The following is a 17,785-nucleotide window of genomic DNA, read 5'->3' on the forward strand; positions in this document are numbered from 1 at the left end:
AGTGTGTACATTTTTTCCATCTTTTTAAATTTATTTGTTAGTTATTGCTATTAGGTGTAGAATCTTTATCTGTTTCTGTTGTAGAAAAGATTTCTGTATTATTTGTAATAATTACACCTAAAGTGTTTATAGTTGCTGCTATTTTAAGTTCTACAGAATCATTAACTCCTATTGTAAGAGAACTAAGATCCCAAATACCAGTTGTTGGGTTATAGGTAGTATTTGTTGCTATTACAGAACTTGCTGCATTGTATGTTAATCCTGCTGGAAGCAAATCTCTTACCTGAACGTTTGTTGCTGGTTGAGGCCCCGCATTAGTTAAAACCAATGTAAATATTACTGTTTCACCAATTTTCAAAATTGGTTTATCAACCTTTTTTGTTATGTTTAAATCTATAGCACAAGCTAAACTTACATTTGCATCTTTAACATCGTTTGTAGATGCTTGAGTAAAACCAGTTGCTCCTTGCCCACTAACAATAGGACTACCGTTTGCATCTACATTAGAGCCTAAATTTTGAGAACTTCCACCAACACTACCACCTGTAAAAGTTGATAATTTATCTAAAGTTAATGTTGCTGCACCTTCCATTGCATCTGGGCATCCGTCATTGTCTGAATCTGTGTCAAAAGAATCTATTACACCATCACTATCTGTATCTGTACAAGATGTTTGAGACAGACTAACATTATCTATTAAAACACCTACTTGACCAGAACCTAAACTTGTTGATTGAATAATAATTTTTATTGAACCCGAAGCTGTAGGCGTTAAAGTTGCACTGTAATTAGACCAAACTACAGAAGAAGCTCTTTGTCCTGCAACACCTGGGCTATCTGAAGCTGCTATACCGTTTGGCTGCAAGGTTGTTAATAAAACTGGCCCAGAACCATAATCTACAGAAACTGTTGCTTCAAATAAACCTGCTACAGAGCTGTAATCTAAAGAAAAATCTACCTCTACGCCTTCTGTAAAACCTGTGTATGTTTTTTGAATTCCCGTTGCTGTTGGTGTACCGTACAAGTCTAAACTTTGATTACCATCTGAGGCATTTAAAAGGTCAAATATAATATCAAAACTATTTGCGTCTGTAGTTGTCCAACCTTCTATAGATGTTTGAGATATAAACATATCTACCTCTCCGTCTGCATCTGCATCTGGCCTACTAGTTAAATTTGTACCCAAAGATTGTATATTGGGCACTTCGAAAGAATCATTATAAATTACTGGAGTTGGGCATTCATTTGCATCTAAGATCCCATCATTATCATCATCTACATCTACCGCATCTGGTATGCCGTCTTTATCATTATCATCACAAGTAATAACTGCTGTATTTAAATAATAAGCATTTGGTGTTGCATAAGAAGCTGTTGTTACTTTCCCTTGTCCATCTACCGTAGGAACTCCTGAACCATAATAACCGTTATTATCTGAATCTGCATCTGCTAAACCATTATAATAAGCCTCATCTGCATCTGTACATCCATCATTATCACTATCTGAATCTAAATAGTTTGGTATGCCATCTTTATCAAAATCACATGGAGCTTCTTGACTGTACCTAAACTCATCAATACCAAAATTATCTGCACCAAAACTATCTGTAATATAAGTTGAACTATGCCTAATTTCTATAGTAGAAACTGGCCTTGGTTGAATAAAACCAATAAAAGTTTCTAAATTTTGACCTACAGTAATATTAGATAAAAAATTACCTGAACCATCTTTTAAGGTAACCAAACCAGAAACTCCAGAACCAACGGATTTATCTGGCCCTATTTTAAATATAAGTATTCCATCTGCATAAATCCCCCATTCATCTTCAAAACTACCAACCGAACCATGATCAAAATAATCTACCAAATCAAAACCGAAGCTGTAAACCGGATTTGTAAAATTAATAAATACACTTGTAGTTAAATTTTGATCCGTTTCAGATCTAGAATCTCCAGGAACAATTGAATAACCAGAACCAGAAGCGCCAGATATAAATGAATCTGCATTTGTTACGCTTATGCCAACTGCACTTGTATTTGCAGCAGCACTAACATCTGAACTTATAGTAAGTGATCCGTTAGAAAATGTTGTACTTGTAAAGTCACTTTCAGATACTACAACACTTCCTGCCTCTGATATTGCACCAGACCAACCAGATTCTATATATCCATTTGCATTTATGTTATTTGAAACTGAAAAATATCGCCCGTGAGAACTCTGATAATAAGATGCATCTGCGGCTGCACTTAAAGGAGTCAAGGGGCATTCTATAGAATCTAAAATTCCATCATTATCATCATCTAAATCTACACTATCTGGCACACCGTCATTATCTGTGTCATAACAAGCGGATAATGTTTCATCTAAATAAACAGCATTAGGAGTATTGTAAGACGCACCTACAACCCTACCTTGACCATCTACCGTTACGGCGCCATTACCATAAAATCCATCATTGTCACCATCTACTCTTAAAGTTGTTCCAAAATATGCTTCGTTAGCATCTGTACAACCATCGTTATCAGAATCTGTATCTAAATAATTTAAAATACCATCTCCATCAGTATCACATGAACCCGTACCATAGACAAAATTATCTATACCGTGCGGATCTCTTGCTGTTGAGGAGATACTACCTGATTCTACTCTATGTATAACTTGTATCTGAGTAATTGGTGTTTGTGAGATAAAACCAATTGTATTCTCTATATTTTGACCAGCAACAACAGAACCAACATTAGTACCACTGCCATCGATAACATTTAAATTACCTGTACCATCATCTCCCAAAAATCCTCCTGTAAAACCTACATACTCTACACCATTAATAACTAAGGAATAAGTACTTATTGGATTGCCTGTTGTAATAGTGTCAAAAATATCGACCAAATCAAAACTAAATGCCGTAACTGGTGTTGTAAAGTTAATAGTTGTTGTATAAGTGTCTCCTGCTTGCCCTCCTTGGTAAGGTAAAATGTAAACACCTTCTCCAATATTTCCTGAAAAGAAATTTGAAGCTGTTGTAGTTCTAAACTCATCATTATTGGTTGGCGAACTATAATTTACCCCATAAGTTATTGTACCATTGGCAAAAGAAACCGTAGAATTGGATGCCGAACCTGCACCTGTGGCTCCTGTTACAGTAAATTCATCTGGACCACTTAATACTGTTAAAGAAACACCTTTATCAAAAGCTGCTTTTTCAAAACCAGACTCTTTATATCCTAGTGCATTAGTATTGTTACCGGCAACATAAAAATCATAAATGTCTCTACTATATGATATTGCATCTGCTTCAGGTAAAGCAGCACCTGAAATTGACTGGCACTCATCAACATCTAAAATACCATCATTGTCATCATCTAAATCATTTATATCTAATACTCCGTCTCCGTCTGAATCTAAGGGACCAGGTAGTTGAAATGTTACGTTTATATTGTCAACTGCAATATCACTCGTAAACTGAGTACCTCTAGTTGCTTGAAATCTTAATTTAACAAGTTTCTTATCAAAATAACTCAAATTTATCGGATTTGTTCTTAACCAATTATTACCTTGATTACCCGTTATTGTAAAAACATTGGTTAAAGTACCTTCATAATCTACAAAAACATCTAAAGACCCCATAGCGTTTGCATCTAATGAATTGGCCCACATGTGAAAATCGAATACTAATTGTACATTTTCTTTACCCCTAAAATCATAAACCTTCTCTATCCAAGCCACATCTCCAGTGGTACCACCAGTTGCCTCATAATAAATATATGTTGCGCTTCCAGAACCTGTTGTTGGTCCAGTATTTGGACTTGGCGTAGAACCAGTAGTTCTTAACCAATTACTTTGGTCTCCTGCAATATTTACCCAACTATCAAAAGATGTTTCAAAAGTGTCTTGAGCCAAAGATGTATTTGTATTAGCAATGACAAACAACAGCATTAGAAAAACTGGTAGTAAAGTCGCATTCTTTCTTGTTAAAGAAAAATTATTCTTCAACTTAGATATGCTATGTGATATGTAATTTTTCATAATCATATATAATTGTATATAACCTTTAACCTACTATTACTAATAGTAATTACAGATTTGTATTTGTATAAAGAAATGTATTTAAGTGCTAGAAAAATATTTTCTGAAAACCTTAAAACCAAAGCACAGATAAAATTATTCTTCTTTAAAAATGGAAGTGATGTAAGAAGTAATTTTGAGTTCATACGCTTTTTGGGGGTTAAAAAGTACAATCAAAACAAATTTAATAAAAATTTATAATATTTATTAACAAATGTTAATGTTTTTCTTGAAAACAAAATTAAAACATAAGAGTATATTAAAATAAATCTATCGATAAAATGCGTTTTAAGCGCGATGAAGTGCGGTATTGCTTAGTTTTCTGAATTAGAAAAAGAGTCTAAATCTTTTTGTTCCGTCTTAAAAATTTCTGTTTTATTTACTATTAAAACATTTAAGTTTTTAACTTTAGCATTTATTTTTAAGGAAATCGAAGTGTTTTTAGCCAAATTTATTGATGATAAATCCCAGATACCTGTAGTAGCATTATAAGTTGTATTTGTTGGGATTTCTGACCCTAGAGACACAAATTCTAAACCAGCAGGAAGTAAATCTTTAACCTGTACACCTGTAGCTGTATCTGGCCCTTGATTACTTAAAATTAGTGTAAAAACTACATTTTCGTTTAATTTAACTATTGATTTATCAACAGTTTTAATTAAAGACAAATCTATTTTTTTTGATACCAATGTAAAGCTTTCAATCAAATCATCTTCAGAATCGTTGCTATCTATTTGATCTTGTGTATTAGAAACCACATTAGAAAAAACACCATCTTCTGGCTTATTAGGTACTTTCGATACAAATTTTAAAGTAAACAATTCTCCAGCTTCCATAGTACCAATTGTCCAATCTGGACTTACCCAAGTACCTTGACTTGGAGTAACACTAATTAAATCTAACTGTGTTGGAAAAATATCTCTAATGACTAAATTAGTTACAGGAAACAAACCAAAACTTTGAACTGTTACCGTAAAATTTACTTCATCTCCGTCTGTTAAATCTCCAGAAATATCTGAAGTTTTTTTCACTACAATATCCGGATCACAATTAAAAACGTCTACAGTTTTAGATGAATAAGAACAGGTCCCTTCTGTAACAACCAAATAATATTCTCCAATACTATCTGGTGTATAGACTGCAGATGTTGCTCCCGCAATTATATTTCCGTTTTTATACCATTGATAGGCATCAAAATTTTTAGAACTTTCTTCTAAATTTCCAGAAGGAAAACAACCACCACCAGTAATTTCTACACCAACAACAGGCACTGTATCAAACCCAGAAAAATAACCTGCTAAACCTGCATTAGCACCTAAACTCATAAAAGTACCAACAGCTATTGGCCCAGAAGAATTAACATCTATTTCACCAGACAAACCATTTACGTAAAAAGTTTTCCAATCTGAAGTTCCTGCCGGAAAAACAGGTGTTGGCAAAGGTACTAAAACACCATTTTCTCTTACTTTAATATTTGTATTTGGCGTTAATGCAGACGCAATTATTGTAATTGCAGATTCATTTGTAAGCGAACCTGCAATTCTATCAATATCGGATATTTCATCCATTAAATTTGGTAACAGACAGTTTACCGGCGCTATAAAGTTCATACCAATTGTCTGAATTTTATTTCCAGGAGCTCCCTGTAAACATTGATATGCATACGCCTCTCTAGACGTTGTAACATACATACTAGCACCTGCACTTGTAGAAGAATAATTACTACCCGGAATCTCTAAATATTCTCCGTCATTAATTGTACCAATTAAATTACCACCTGCAAATACCTGCGTATTATTCTGAGTTGCAACAATTATTGGAAATTCTGATTCGTTTGTACCATTTCCTCGAACAAAAACATATTCTCTACCGAGATTTTCTACTGCTACAGGTTGATCTATACCAACATCTCTACTTTGACTGCCGGTTCTTACACCAACATTTAAACCTCCATTACTAATTACAATTGGCTTTGTTGCTTCAATCTTGGCACCCAACCATCCATCAATATTAGAAATACTTTGATTTTTAACAGCCTCTAAAACAAAAGATTGCCCCTTATTTAAGTTTATTGTTTGAGAAGTAGCTGTAATACCTCCGGCATTGGTTCCTTTTCTAAATACTACACCATTATTATAACCAGAAACAGTTACAACTGTGCCGTCTTCTGTTGCCATCATACCAAGGGTTGTAGATAGTTTTCTATTATTATTATCTGTTGCTCTGTTTGGTATTCCTCCCCATCTAAATTCAGTTCCTTTAGCTTTTGAACCTTTAGATGTTAAAGATCCTGCTTGTGCACCAGATCTTCCTCTATAATTTACATAAAACTTTTGCCCGCCAGGTGCAATAATTCTTAAACCTGCAGTTGATAAAACTTCTCCGGTATTTGCATTTGTTACTAAAGTTATATTATTATCTCCATTGGCTAATCCGTTAGAATTATCAAATATCTTACCAGAACCTTTAACCAAACCAGTAAGAGTTAACAACGGTGTTGTGCTATTACCTCTATAAATTTCTATGGGAAAAGGTGTAGTTTCTGGAGTAGAGAAATATACCGCTTGTTGCTGGATACCTGCGTTATTAAATACTTGTTTTAAAGGAGGTAAATAGTGCTCGTTATCTAATTGAGCGTAAGTATTTGAAAAACCAAAAAATGTAATTATAAATATGTAAAATATTTTTACTTGATTTTCTTTTAAAAAGGGTACTTTTAAACTCAAACTCTTTTCTTAAATAATGATTAAAATTGATTAAGTTCAAATTTATGCATTTTTATTTACATATAAGGTAGCTATTACATTCCTCGTTCTTTCTTTATTTTATCGTAAGCTTCTTGTATACTTTGAAATTTCTTATTTGCGCCTTTTAAATGCTCTTCACCTAAATCTTGTAATTTGTCTGGATGGTATTTTTTTACCATTTTTCTATACGCCTTTTTAACCTCTGCATCTGACACAGTTTTTGAAATTTCTAAAATTTTATATGCATTATCAGACTCATCATAAAACATCGCTTTAATAGAAACAAAATCTTTATCATTAATATATAAATATCCTGCAATTTTTCTAATTTCTTCTACCTCACTTTGTGTTACAAAACCATCTGCCTTAGCTATTCCGAATAAAAAATGAATTAATTGCAATCTAGATGCATGGGGCATGTGCTGTCTAATTTGAATACAAACCTGGCGAGCAGAAACCTCTTTTTTAACAATACCATTAAACAATTTAAAAGCACTATTTGCACGCTGTTTACCATACATGTTTACAAATTGATTTCTTACAAAAGAAAGTTCTTTTTCATCTATTTTACCATCAGATTTAATAACAATAGATGCCAAAACAAGTAAACTCATTTCAAAATCTCCAGATTGAGTGTTATCTCTACTTCGTGATCCATCAGTGCTTCTATGTCTTTCGTAGTCGATTCTTTCTTGCTTTAAATCATCTTCAGAAAAACCATCAACAAAACTACCAATTGCAAAACCTATTGCAGCACCAATTGGGCCTCCAAACGTAAATCCTAAACCCGCACCTAACCATTTTGTAAAATTCCCCATATTCTATTTTTGTATGTTTTCAAAGATATGAAAACTACATTTTTAAAGACAAAATTTAGCACATCAATTTTATTGATATATGCATTGAAACATCAATATCTATAAAGTTGAATTTTACTGAACTAATAGTTATCTTTGTATTTTAAAATAAATATTTATGTATCCAGAAGAATTAGTAAAACCAATGCGTGATGAGTTAATTAACGCAGGTTTTGAAGCATTATATACAAGTGAAGACGTTGAAAACGCAATGTCTAAAGAAGGGACAACTTTAGTAATGGTAAACTCTGTTTGTGGTTGTGCTGCTGGTACAGCAAGACCAGGTGCAATTGCATCTTTAGGTGCAGATAAAACACCTACAAACTTAACCACTGTTTTTGCAGGTGTAGAAAAAGAATCTACACAAAAAGCTCGTGAGTTTATGGTTCCTTTTCCTCCTTCTTCACCAGCAATTGCCTTATTTAAAGATGGTAATTTAGTACATATGTTAGAAAGACATCATATAGAAGGTAGATCTGCACAAATGATTGCTCAGAACCTAGCGCAAGCTTACGACGAGTTTTGTTAAACAGTATCTATTTAAAGACTTTAAAAAATCCATTCTATTAAGAATGGATTTTTTATTTTTACTAAAATTATTAAAATGTCATTTACTACTTATACAAAGCAAGAGTTATCAAAAAAATTAAAAACTCAAAAAACAATGTTCGCAATAAAGTGTGTTATTCTTGTTTTAATGATTGTTTTTGCCATATTTTCTACTATAGAAAACGGTATTTCTTTTCATACCTTTTTGCCACTTTTTTTTATTCCGATGAGTATGTATATGTTTATTGAAATAAAAAAAATGAGAGAAGAATTAGCATCTAGAAAGTAAAAAATGAATCAAGAAAAAATAATAACTACAACAATTGCATTTGTAAAAGAAGAATTAAAAAATGCAGAAGGAGGACACGATTGGTTTCATATAGAACGTGTTTTTAAAAATGCAATATTAATTTCTAAAGAAGAAAAAGTAGATGTTTTTATTGTTTCTTTAGCAGCTTTATTACATGACATTGCAGATCCTAAATTTCATAACGGAGATGAATCAATTGGACCTAAAATTGCAACTGAATTTCTTGAAAAACAACATGTTAAAACCACAACAATTAAACATGTTGTAGACATTATAAATAATATTTCTTTTAAAAATTCTTTTGAAAAAAAACAAGTACAGTTTAAGTCTAAAGAATTAGAAGTTGTACAAGATGCAGATAGGTTAGATGCAATTGGTGCTATTGGAATAGCTAGATGTTTTAATTATGGTGGGTTTAAAAACAGAGCTCTTTATAACCCAGAAATTATTCCTAATTTAAATATGACAAAAGAGGAATATAAAAATTCTAATGCACCAACCATTAATCATTTTTATGAAAAACTTTTACTTTTAAAAGATAAGATGAACACTGCATCTGGAAAAAAAATTGCTACAGAAAGACATCTTTTTATGGAAACTTTTCTAAAACAGTTTTATGAGGAATGGAACGGTGTAAAATAATTAAAAATTATACTTTAGATGAAATCAATAATTAGAATTTATAATTTTTGACTCCTTAAACTACTTTTTAAAGCAGTTTTAATTTTATCAAACCCAATTGTAAAACACAACTTAAATAAAGCTATTAAAATTCTTTATTTTAATTTTTCTGATGAAATCGGATAAAAATCTGAAGTTCTAAACTAATTTTTTCTCTATTGAACTAAATTCAGCATTTCACTTCTATATTTTGAAGCAGACTTACCTGTAAACTCTTTAAACAGTTTATTAAAGTGAGAAAAATTATTAAAACCACACTCAAAACAAATATCTGTAATACTCATATTACTTTCTGATAATAGTTTTGTAGCATGCACAACTCTGTATTCATTTACCAACTTAGTAAAAGTTTTAGAAGTTGTTTTTTTAAAAAATCTACAAAATGCAGGAACCGTCATACTAACTAAACCTGCAATTTCATCTAAACTTATATGTTGATTAAAGTTTTCGTTAATATGCTTAAAAATAACATCTATCTTAGTACTATCTTGCGGTTGTGTTTCAAATGCAAAACCATCTGCATTTAATATGGTGTAATCATCAGTTAAAGCCAATTCTTTTAATATATGTAAAAAAGAAATAATTCTACTTGGCCCCTCTAAATCTGCTAACTCCTCAATTTTAGCCCCAATTCTCTTTTTAATTTCTATATTAAAACGAATTCCTTTTTTTGCACGTTCAAACAATTGCTCTATAGCACTCATCTCTGGAATCTTAAAAAAATCTGCTCCTAAAAAATCTGGCTTAAATTGTATTAAGGTTTCAGAACCATTTGTAGTTAATCGATCTGTAAAACCTAAATGTGGCAAATTAGAACCTATAAGCACTAATTGACTATTATTAAAATAACTTATATGGTTACCAATATGTCTTTTACCTTTTCCCTTATTAACGTATACTATCTCTATTTCTGGATGAAAATGCCAAAATGCTTTATTCTCCTTTAAAAATTGAACATGTTTTTTAACCAACAAAGAACTACCAAAACTAGGCGTAATTTTTTCTAAAGTAGGTTTTGTTTTCATTTAAATAATTTAAGCTACAAAATTACAACACTTAAATGTAATAAAATATATAAAATTAACTTTATTGTATACTAAATTAACCTACAACGAAATAGTCAGTATTTGTTATGATAATTTAGTATATATATTAATCAATTTTGATGTTTTTGGGGTTGTAAAACCGTTATACATTTGTAGTGTTAATAATCATTAAATGAAAAACAATGAAAACAACAATTAAAAAGTACTTAGTAGTAGTAGTTATGATGTTAGGAACATTAATAAACTACGCAAACGTAAATAGTAACTCTATAGACGTTGTAAAAGGAAAGAGAGTAAGATTAGAGTACAGAACTGTAAAAAAGGGACATACACTATCTATTAAGAATGAAAACGGAACAGTAATTTATACTCAGGAAATTAAAAATACAGGTTCATTTTCTCAGATATTTGATTTATCTAAATTAGAAAAAGGAAATTATACTACAGAATTGGAAAAAGATTTCGAAATTATAGTAAAGTATTTTACTGTAAATGACGGTGAAATTTCTTTTAACGATGAAAAAACAATCTTTAAACCTGTAATAAGAGCAGAAGATGATACTGTTTATGTATCTAAAATTACATTCGAAAAAGAGCCAGTAAAAGTAGAGTTATACTACGAAAACGAAATTATTTTTTCTGAAACTATTACAAATACAGAAGCTGTATTAAGTAGAGTTTATAAAGTATCAAAAGAAATAAAAGGAGATTACAAAGTAGTTATTAAAAGTGACAATAGATCTTATCAACAAGATTTTAATCTATAAAAATTTAGTTAATTGTTTCATCAGATTACTGCTATAATTTGATGCAAAAAGCGAACCTTAATTGGTTCGCTTTTTTTTATTGTTTTATAAATATTATTTCCCTGGAAAATTCGCTTTTCTTTTTTCTAAAAATGCAGTTGTACCTTCTTTAAAATCTTCTGTGCCAAAACAATTACCAAAAGCTTCTATTTCTATATCAAAACCATTTATACCATCTTTAAAATTCGCGTTTACAGCACTTATTGCTGCACTTATTGCAACAGAAGAATTTCTTAAAATTTTAGAAGCCAATTTTTCTGCTAAAGGCATTAATTCTTCTTGCGTGGTTACATAATTAACCAAACCATTTTGTTTTGCTTCTTCTGCAGATATCATACCAGCAGTCATAATCATTTCCATAGCTTTACCTTTACCTACTAATTGTGGCAAACGTTGTGTACCACCATAACCTGGTATTACACCTAAAGAAACTTCTGGCAAACCCATTTTAGCATTATCAGAAGCAATTCTAAAATGACACGCCATTGCCAATTCTAAACCACCACCAAGTGCAAAACCATTTACTACCGCAATTACAGGCGTAGCTAAATTTTCTACAAAATCGAATAGCATTTCTTGTCCTGCTTTTGCCAAACCACCGCCTTCTTCTACAGAAAAATCAGAGAATTCAGAAATATCTGCTCCTGCTACAAAAGCCTTATCACCGCTACCTGTTACTAAAATTGTTTTTATACTCTCGTCTTTATCTAAACTTTTAAAAGCCTCGTGCAACTCTTCTATAGTTGCCTTGTTTAATGCGTTTAGTTTTTTTGGCCTATTAATAATTACTTTGGCTAAAGCTGCTGATTTTTCAACTAATATATTATCAAAATTCATGTAAATTATATTTATTATTAAATTGTAATTTGTCTTTATTTCTTTGGTAAGGTTACGGTAAAAACGGTTCCTTCTCCTTCTTTAGAGGTAAAAGATATTTTACCATCGTATGCTTCTATTATGTTTTTAATCATTGCCAAACCTAATCCCATTCCGCTAGATTTTGTGGTAAATTTTGGTTCGAAAATTAAATCTTTTACATCATTAGAAATTCCTTTTCCGTTATCAGAAACAATAATCTTTATTTTATTCTGATGCTCTAAAACCTCGACTTGTATTAACGGGTTTTCTTCACTCTCTGTCGCTTGAATCGCATTTTTAACCAAATTAGTTACAATTCTAATTAACTGAGTTTTATCTAAAAAAGCATATAATTCTTTGTTTTCTGGCAGATATTTTATCGATTTTTCGTTAAAAATGTCTAACGCCAATTTAACAACACTAATTACTTCTATTTCTTCTTTTTTCTGAGTAGGCATTTTTGCAAAGTCAGAAAATGCAGATGCAATAGAACTCATAACATCTATTTGTTGAATTAAAGTCTGACTATATTCCGCCAATTTCTCTTTTATATTTTCGTCTTCCGGATTAAATTTTCTCTCGAAACTTTGCACAGACAATCGCATAGGTGTCAACGGGTTTTTTATTTCATGCGCTACCTGTTTTGCCATTTCCCTCCAAGCTTGTTCTCTTTCACTTTTTGCTAATTTTGCTGCACTTTCTTCTAATTGATCGATCATATTATTATACGCAGCAACTAAAACTTCAATCTCTGAACTTGCTTTGTTTAATATAATTTTCTCGTTTCTTTCATTCAAACGTGTTTGTTGCATTTTGTCTGAAATTGTTTTAATAGAACGTGTTATATAACTAGATAAAAAATAAGCTAAAGAAATTGCCACTAAAAACATTAGAGCGTACACCAAACTTAATCTGTAAATAAACTCTTTTAGCTCGTGTTCTATTTCTGAATTGTCTTGTGTAAATTGTAATTCTAAAATACCAATTCTTTTAAATTTTGGATCTGTAATATATGAGTATGATGTTTGATACCCTGTGCCGTCAATTTGTTTATTTTTAAAAATTCTGTGATTAGAATTTTGGGCCAATTCAGTAACAATAAAATCTGTTAAAGGCGTATTGTCTATCTTTTCGAAAGCATTACCAAAAGAGGTTTTTAACAACTTACCCTCTAAATCATAAATTGTAATGTTTAATTTGTTAATAGATGAAATTTCGTAAATTCTATTCTGAAAAATTTTTGAGAGGTTTTCTGTTTTTACAGCATATGTAGTTTTATTTGTAAGTTCTAATTCAATTGTTTTTTTTGCAATAGCTTCTTTACGCTCAAACCGTTGTATATTATAGTCTTTTGTTTGCTCGTCATATTGATAAACAGTAACAACCAGAATTAATACTGATGCCAACAGTACTAACAAAATCATCGATAAAAAAATACGTATTCTTAAAGATATGTTTTTAAATAAACTCAAATTATTCGTTTTTAATTTCTTTCGTTTTCATTGTTAAAAGATCATCTGCAATACCATCATTATCCCAATCATATTTACTTTCGCCTTTAAACCCTTCTTCTGTTTTTGTAATTTTATAAGCTACCTTCATCTCTTTATTATTATAAAAAAAAGAAACTTTTAAAGAGTCTCCAACCACATTCCAGGTACCATCGGTTTCTAATATTTTCTGATTAGAATTAGTTAAAAACCAAGCTGTAAAAGTACCATCTAAATTGTACTTAGACTGTGCTACTTGTATTGGGTTATTATCAAACTTATCTTCAAAAACATTTAAAGAATCTGTATTTTCAAAAGTTGGCATTTCTATTTTTAAATAAGTAGTTTCCCAACTTTTTGCCATGTATTTTTCTAAGGATTCTTCTCGTTTACAGTTACCAAAAAGCATTCCAAAAATCAATATACAGAAGAAATAATTTGTTTTCATTTGAAGTTTATTTTAGAAAGGACAAGATAGTTAAATAAAAAGCCACTACAAATACTGTAGTGGCTTTATCAATTTCACATCAAAAACATATTCTCTATTTATGTTTCAACTTCATAATTATTAAATACATAGAAGAAACTGCTGTAATTGTATTGGCCAAAATCATGGGTAAACTATTTAAATAAATACCGTAAATAAGCCATAAAATGATACCTAAAAAAAACACAATAAACATTGTTAAAGACAAACCAGAAGTATCTTTGGTTTGCCATGTTTTATATACTTGTGGTAAAAAAGATATGGTAGTTAGTAACGCTGCTAACAAACCAATAATTTCAAAAAAAGCGTTCATAATTATTCTTACATCAGATTTCAAAAAAAGAAGGAATTCAATATTTAAAAATATCAAATTCCTTACTTATTAAGATTTTATATTGTTTTATTAACCTACAATATTTACAATTTTTCCTGGTACAATAATAACTTTTTTAGGAGTTCTACCATCTAACTGTGCTATTGTTTTTTCGTGCTCCATTACTGTTTTCTCGATTTCTTCTTTAGATAAATCTAAAGGAAGCTCTAAAGTAAAACGCATTTTACCGTTAAACGAAATAGGGTAATTTTTTGCACTTTCTACTAAATGTTTTGCATCAAAAACAGGAAAAGCTGCTGTAGATATAGATTCTTTATTACCTAATTTGCTCCATAATTCTTCTGAAATATGTGGTGCATAAGGCGATAATAAAATCAATAAAGGTTCTAAGATTTCACGCTTGTTGCACTTTAGTGTTGTTAACTCGTTTACAGCAATCATAAAAGTAGAAACAGAAGTGTTAAAAGAGAAATTCTCTATATCTTCTTCTACTTTCTTAATTGTTTTGTGTAATGTTTTTAATTCTTCTTTTGTTGCTTTTTCATCAGAAACAGAAAACTCTTCGCCATTAAAATAAAGTTTCCAAAGTTTCTTTAAAAACGAAGATACACCAGAAATACCCGAAGTTTTCCATGGTTTTGCTTGCTCTAAAGGTCCTAAAAACATTTCGAACAAACGCAATGAATCTGCACCATATTCTTTTACAATATCATCAGGATTCACAACATTGTATTTAGATTTAGACATTTTTTCTACTTCACGCCCAACTTTATAAACCCCTTCTTCTAAAATAAACGCCGCATTTTTATATTCTGCATTTAGAGGATGTTCTTTAAATCCTTCGATATCTAAATCATCCGAAGCATTTACCAAAGATACATCTGCATGTAAAGGTGTTTTAACAATCATTACTAAATCTGCATAATTAGGATTTAGTAAACCATTATCTAATAAATAATTTTTAACAACAGTTTCAAATTCGTCATCAGAAGTAAATAAGTTTTTAGAAACAAAAACCGTTGGAATTTTCTCGATAACATCATCATTAGATTTATCTATTGCGCAACCATTTTTTACAAACGGAGTCGCTTTGTAAACAAATGCAGAAGTACCTAAAATCATCCCTTGATTTATTAGCTTTTTAGCAAACTCATCTACAGGTACAATTCCTTTATCAAACAAGAATTTTTGCCAAAAACGAGCATACAATAAATGCCCTGTTGCGTGCTCAGAACCACCAATATATAAATCTACTTCTTTCCAGTAATTTAAAGCTTCTTTGCTTGCAAATTCTTCTGTATTAGAAGCGTCCATATAGCGGTTAAAGTACCAAGAACTTCCTGCCCACCCAGGCATTGTGTTTAATTCTAAAGGAAATACTGTTTTGTTCTTTAATTTATCATTAGAAACTACTTTTTTAGCACGAGAATCCCATGCCCATTCTGTTGCATTTCCTAATGGTGGTTTACCATCTTCTGTTGGTAAATATTTTTCTACTTCTGGCAACACAATTGGTAAATGTTTTTCATCTATCATTTGTGGCATTCCGTCTTTATAATAAACCGGAAAAGGTTCTCCCCAATAACGTTGTCTACTAAAAACCGCGTCTCTTAATCTGTAATTTATTTTACCATAACCAAAACCTCTTTTTTCCATTTCATAAATGGCAAGTTTTAGTGCTTTTTTATATTTTAATCCTGATAAAAAGTCTGAATTCGCAATTACAGTTCCTTCTTTATCTGTGTGTGCTTCTTTAGAAATATCTACGCCTTCGAAAATATTAGGAATTGGAATACCAAAATGTTTTGCAAAATCATAATCGCGTTGATCTCCGCAAGGAACCGCCATTACTGCTCCTGTACCGTAACTTGCTAACACATAATCTCCAATCCAAATTTGAACCTTTTCACCAGAAAAAGGGTGTATAGCATACGCACCTGTAAATGCACCAGAAATGGTTTTTACATCTGCCATTCTATCTCGTTCAGATCTTTTTGCTGTTGCAGCAATATAGGCCTCTACCTCTACTTTTTGTGCAGCTGTTGTAATTTTAGAAACCAATTCGTGCTCTGGCGCCAACGTCATAAAGCTTACACCATAAATGGTATCTGGTCTTGTGGTAAAAACATCAATTTTATAGTCGTTTTTCTCTTTAACAACTTCTTTTTCAGTTATTTTTTCTATTTCTTTTGGAAACTGAATTGCTGTATTTATTTCTGATACAACTTTTATAACATTTTCTAAAACCTCTTCATTTGTAAAACGAATAACATTAAAACCTTCGTTATTAAAATAAGTTGTTCTTTCAGCTTCATCTTCTTTACCAGAAAACTCTACAATTAAGTTTTTAGCAATACATGCAAAATCTACCATAAAAGTACCAATTGTATACTTTTTTCTAAATTTTGATGCTCCTTTTTTGTTCTTTAACTCATTCCAAAGTATAGTTTCTGCTTTAGTTAAGTTTAATCGAACTTCTTTTAAATCTTCTAATTCTTTGTAAGATAGTTTTACTTCTGATGAAGTATTTGCGGCAGTTTCTTCTACTTTAAAAGTTACCATTGCACCTTGCGAGCGCCCAATCCAATTGGTTTGAGAATCTTTTAAAGGTTGTGGCCAATCAATTTTTTCTAAGCCGTCTAACAAACGTTGCGCATAAGCAGAAATTCGCATAGACCATTGTGTCATTTTTTTACGAACTACCGGATGACTTCCTCTTTCTGATACTCCGTTTACAATTTCATCATTTGCTAAAACAGTGCCTAATGCCGGACACCAATTTACTTCTGTATCTGATAAAAAAGTTAAACGATATTGTAATAAAATTTCTTCTTGTTCTTTAGCTGAATACCCTTTCCATTCATCCGCAGAAAAAATAGCAATATCTTCATCAGAAACAGCGTTTACATTTGCGTTTCCTTCTTTATTAAAGATTTTTTCTAAGCTAGAAATATCTTCTGCTTTATCAGAGTCTTTATTATACCAAGAATTAAATAACTCAATAAAAATAGACTGCGTCCATTTATAATATTCTGGACTAGAAGTTCTTACTTCTCTGCTCCAATCGAAAGAAAAACCAATTTTATCTAATTGTTTTCTGTACGTTGCAATATTTGCCTCTGTAGTTTTTGCAGGGTGTTGCCCTGTTTGTATTGCATATTGTTCTGCAGGCAAACCAAAAGAATCATATCCTTGCGGATGCAAAACGTTAAAACCTTTATGACGCTTGTAACGTGCATAAATATCACTTGCAATATAGCCTAAAGGATGCCCAACATGTAAACCTGCACCAGACGGATAAGGAAACATATCTAACACGTAATATTTTGGTTTTTCAGAATTATTTTCGGCTTTAAAAGTTTCGTTTTCTGCCCAAAACTTTTGCCAATTTTCTTCTATTTCTTGATGATTATATTGCATTTGATTCTTTTATTATAGGCTGCAAATTTACATTTAATCTTTAGAAGATTAAAGTAAAAAAGTACTTGCTTAAACAGTTAAGATATTTTAAAAATAAAAAAGCCTTTTAATAGGAATTAAAAGGCTTTTTTATG

The 17,785-nt window shown here is 31.0% G+C and carries 13 protein-coding genes; 4 read left to right on the forward strand and 9 right to left on the reverse strand.

Features of this window, described 5'->3' with window-relative positions; translation table 11 throughout:
- Positions 1–37: 37 nt before the first annotated feature.
- The 3 genes from ACYPV9_RS00050 to ACYPV9_RS00060 form a co-directional block, all read right to left on the reverse strand.
- A complete protein-coding gene (locus tag ACYPV9_RS00050) occupies positions 38–4,027 on the reverse strand; it encodes a hypothetical protein (protein ID WP_459741180.1) in 3,990 nt (1,329 codons plus the stop codon).
- A 353-nt stretch (positions 4,028–4,380) separates the two neighbouring features.
- Positions 4,381–6,792: a DUF11 domain-containing protein gene (locus tag ACYPV9_RS00055; protein ID WP_459741181.1), complete on the reverse strand. Its 2,412-nt coding sequence runs from the start codon at positions 6,790–6,792 to the stop codon at positions 4,381–4,383.
- Positions 6,793–6,866: 74 nt separating this feature from the next.
- Positions 6,867–7,631, reverse strand: coding sequence for a TerB family tellurite resistance protein (locus ACYPV9_RS00060; protein WP_299064065.1), 765 nt, complete (start codon positions 7,629–7,631; stop codon positions 6,867–6,869).
- Positions 7,632–7,788: 157 nt separating this feature from the next.
- On the opposite strand from ACYPV9_RS00060, the gene ACYPV9_RS00065 reads away from it, so the two are divergent.
- From ACYPV9_RS00065 to ACYPV9_RS00075, 3 genes are all read left to right on the forward strand, one after another.
- Positions 7,789–8,199, forward strand: coding sequence for a BrxA/BrxB family bacilliredoxin (locus ACYPV9_RS00065; protein ID WP_299064068.1), 411 nt, complete (start codon positions 7,789–7,791; stop codon positions 8,197–8,199).
- Between the two features lie 135 nt (positions 8,200–8,334).
- Positions 8,335–8,508 carry a hypothetical protein gene (locus ACYPV9_RS00070; protein WP_459741182.1) on the forward strand — a complete coding sequence of 58 codons (174 nt, stop codon included), beginning with the start codon at positions 8,335–8,337 and terminating at the stop codon, positions 8,506–8,508.
- Positions 8,509–8,511: 3 nt separating this feature from the next.
- Complete coding sequence (locus tag ACYPV9_RS00075; protein WP_459741183.1) at positions 8,512–9,171, forward strand: HD domain-containing protein; 660 nt, start codon at positions 8,512–8,514, stop codon at positions 9,169–9,171.
- Positions 9,172–9,365: 194 nt separating this feature from the next.
- Here the strand turns inward: ACYPV9_RS00075 and ACYPV9_RS00080 are convergent, their stop codons facing one another.
- Complete coding sequence (locus ACYPV9_RS00080; RefSeq protein ID WP_299064077.1) at positions 9,366–10,235, reverse strand: AraC family transcriptional regulator; 870 nt, start codon at positions 10,233–10,235, stop codon at positions 9,366–9,368.
- Positions 10,236–10,438: 203 nt separating this feature from the next.
- Here ACYPV9_RS00080 and ACYPV9_RS00085 point away from each other — a divergent pair, with 203 nt between their 5' ends.
- A complete protein-coding gene (locus ACYPV9_RS00085; protein WP_299064080.1) occupies positions 10,439–11,023 on the forward strand; it encodes a hypothetical protein in 585 nt (194 codons plus the stop codon).
- A 93-nt stretch (positions 11,024–11,116) separates the two neighbouring features.
- Here ACYPV9_RS00085 and ACYPV9_RS00090 read toward each other — a convergent pair whose 3' ends face one another.
- From ACYPV9_RS00090 to ACYPV9_RS00110, 5 genes are all read right to left on the reverse strand, one after another.
- Positions 11,117–11,899, reverse strand: a complete 783-nt coding sequence (locus ACYPV9_RS00090) for an enoyl-CoA hydratase/isomerase family protein (RefSeq protein ID WP_299064082.1) — start codon at positions 11,897–11,899, stop codon at positions 11,117–11,119.
- A gap of 35 nt (positions 11,900–11,934) precedes the next feature.
- The gene (locus tag ACYPV9_RS00095) at positions 11,935–13,344 is read right to left on the reverse strand and encodes a sensor histidine kinase (RefSeq protein WP_299064662.1); all 1,410 of its coding nucleotides are present in this window, start codon (positions 13,342–13,344) and stop codon (positions 11,935–11,937) included.
- 49 nt (positions 13,345–13,393) lie between these two features.
- The gene (locus ACYPV9_RS00100; protein ID WP_459741184.1) at positions 13,394–13,858 is read right to left on the reverse strand and encodes a hypothetical protein; all 465 of its coding nucleotides are present in this window, start codon (positions 13,856–13,858) and stop codon (positions 13,394–13,396) included.
- Between the two features lie 94 nt (positions 13,859–13,952).
- Positions 13,953–14,210: a SemiSWEET family sugar transporter gene (locus tag ACYPV9_RS00105; RefSeq protein WP_299064088.1), complete on the reverse strand. Its 258-nt coding sequence runs from the start codon at positions 14,208–14,210 to the stop codon at positions 13,953–13,955.
- Positions 14,211–14,300: 90 nt separating this feature from the next.
- Positions 14,301–17,651, reverse strand: coding sequence for a leucine--tRNA ligase (locus ACYPV9_RS00110; protein WP_459741185.1), 3,351 nt, complete (start codon positions 17,649–17,651; stop codon positions 14,301–14,303).
- Positions 17,652–17,785: the final 134 nt, after the last annotated feature.

This window comes from Polaribacter sp. OB-PA-B3, from assembly GCF_054589375.1.

What these genes read in the sequence shown, in the direction of transcription:
- ACYPV9_RS00065 (WP_299064068.1), top strand. Translation starts at nt 7,789, where the DNA reads ATGTATCCAGAAGAATTAGTAAAACCAATGCGTGATGAGTTAATTAAC.
- ACYPV9_RS00090 (WP_299064082.1), bottom strand. Translation starts at nt 11,899, where the DNA reads ATGAATTTTGATAATATATTAGTTGAAAAATCAGCAGCTTTAGCCAAA.
- ACYPV9_RS00080 (WP_299064077.1), bottom strand. Translation starts at nt 10,235, where the DNA reads ATGAAAACAAAACCTACTTTAGAAAAAATTACGCCTAGTTTTGGTAGT.
- ACYPV9_RS00110 (WP_459741185.1), bottom strand. Translation starts at nt 17,651, where the DNA reads ATGCAATATAATCATCAAGAAATAGAAGAAAATTGGCAAAAGTTTTGG.
- ACYPV9_RS00105 (WP_299064088.1), bottom strand. Translation starts at nt 14,210, where the DNA reads ATGAACGCTTTTTTTGAAATTATTGGTTTGTTAGCAGCGTTACTAACT.
- ACYPV9_RS00085 (WP_299064080.1), top strand. Translation starts at nt 10,439, where the DNA reads ATGAAAACAACAATTAAAAAGTACTTAGTAGTAGTAGTTATGATGTTA.
- ACYPV9_RS00050 (WP_459741180.1), bottom strand. Translation starts at nt 4,027, where the DNA reads ATGAAAAATTACATATCACATAGCATATCTAAGTTGAAGAATAATTTT.
- ACYPV9_RS00070 (WP_459741182.1), top strand. Translation starts at nt 8,335, where the DNA reads ATGTTCGCAATAAAGTGTGTTATTCTTGTTTTAATGATTGTTTTTGCC.
- ACYPV9_RS00075 (WP_459741183.1), top strand. Translation starts at nt 8,512, where the DNA reads ATGAATCAAGAAAAAATAATAACTACAACAATTGCATTTGTAAAAGAA.
- ACYPV9_RS00100 (WP_459741184.1), bottom strand. Translation starts at nt 13,858, where the DNA reads ATGAAAACAAATTATTTCTTCTGTATATTGATTTTTGGAATGCTTTTT.
- ACYPV9_RS00060 (WP_299064065.1), bottom strand. Translation starts at nt 7,631, where the DNA reads ATGGGGAATTTTACAAAATGGTTAGGTGCGGGTTTAGGATTTACGTTT.
- ACYPV9_RS00095 (WP_299064662.1), bottom strand. Translation starts at nt 13,344, where the DNA reads ATGATTTTGTTAGTACTGTTGGCATCAGTATTAATTCTGGTTGTTACT.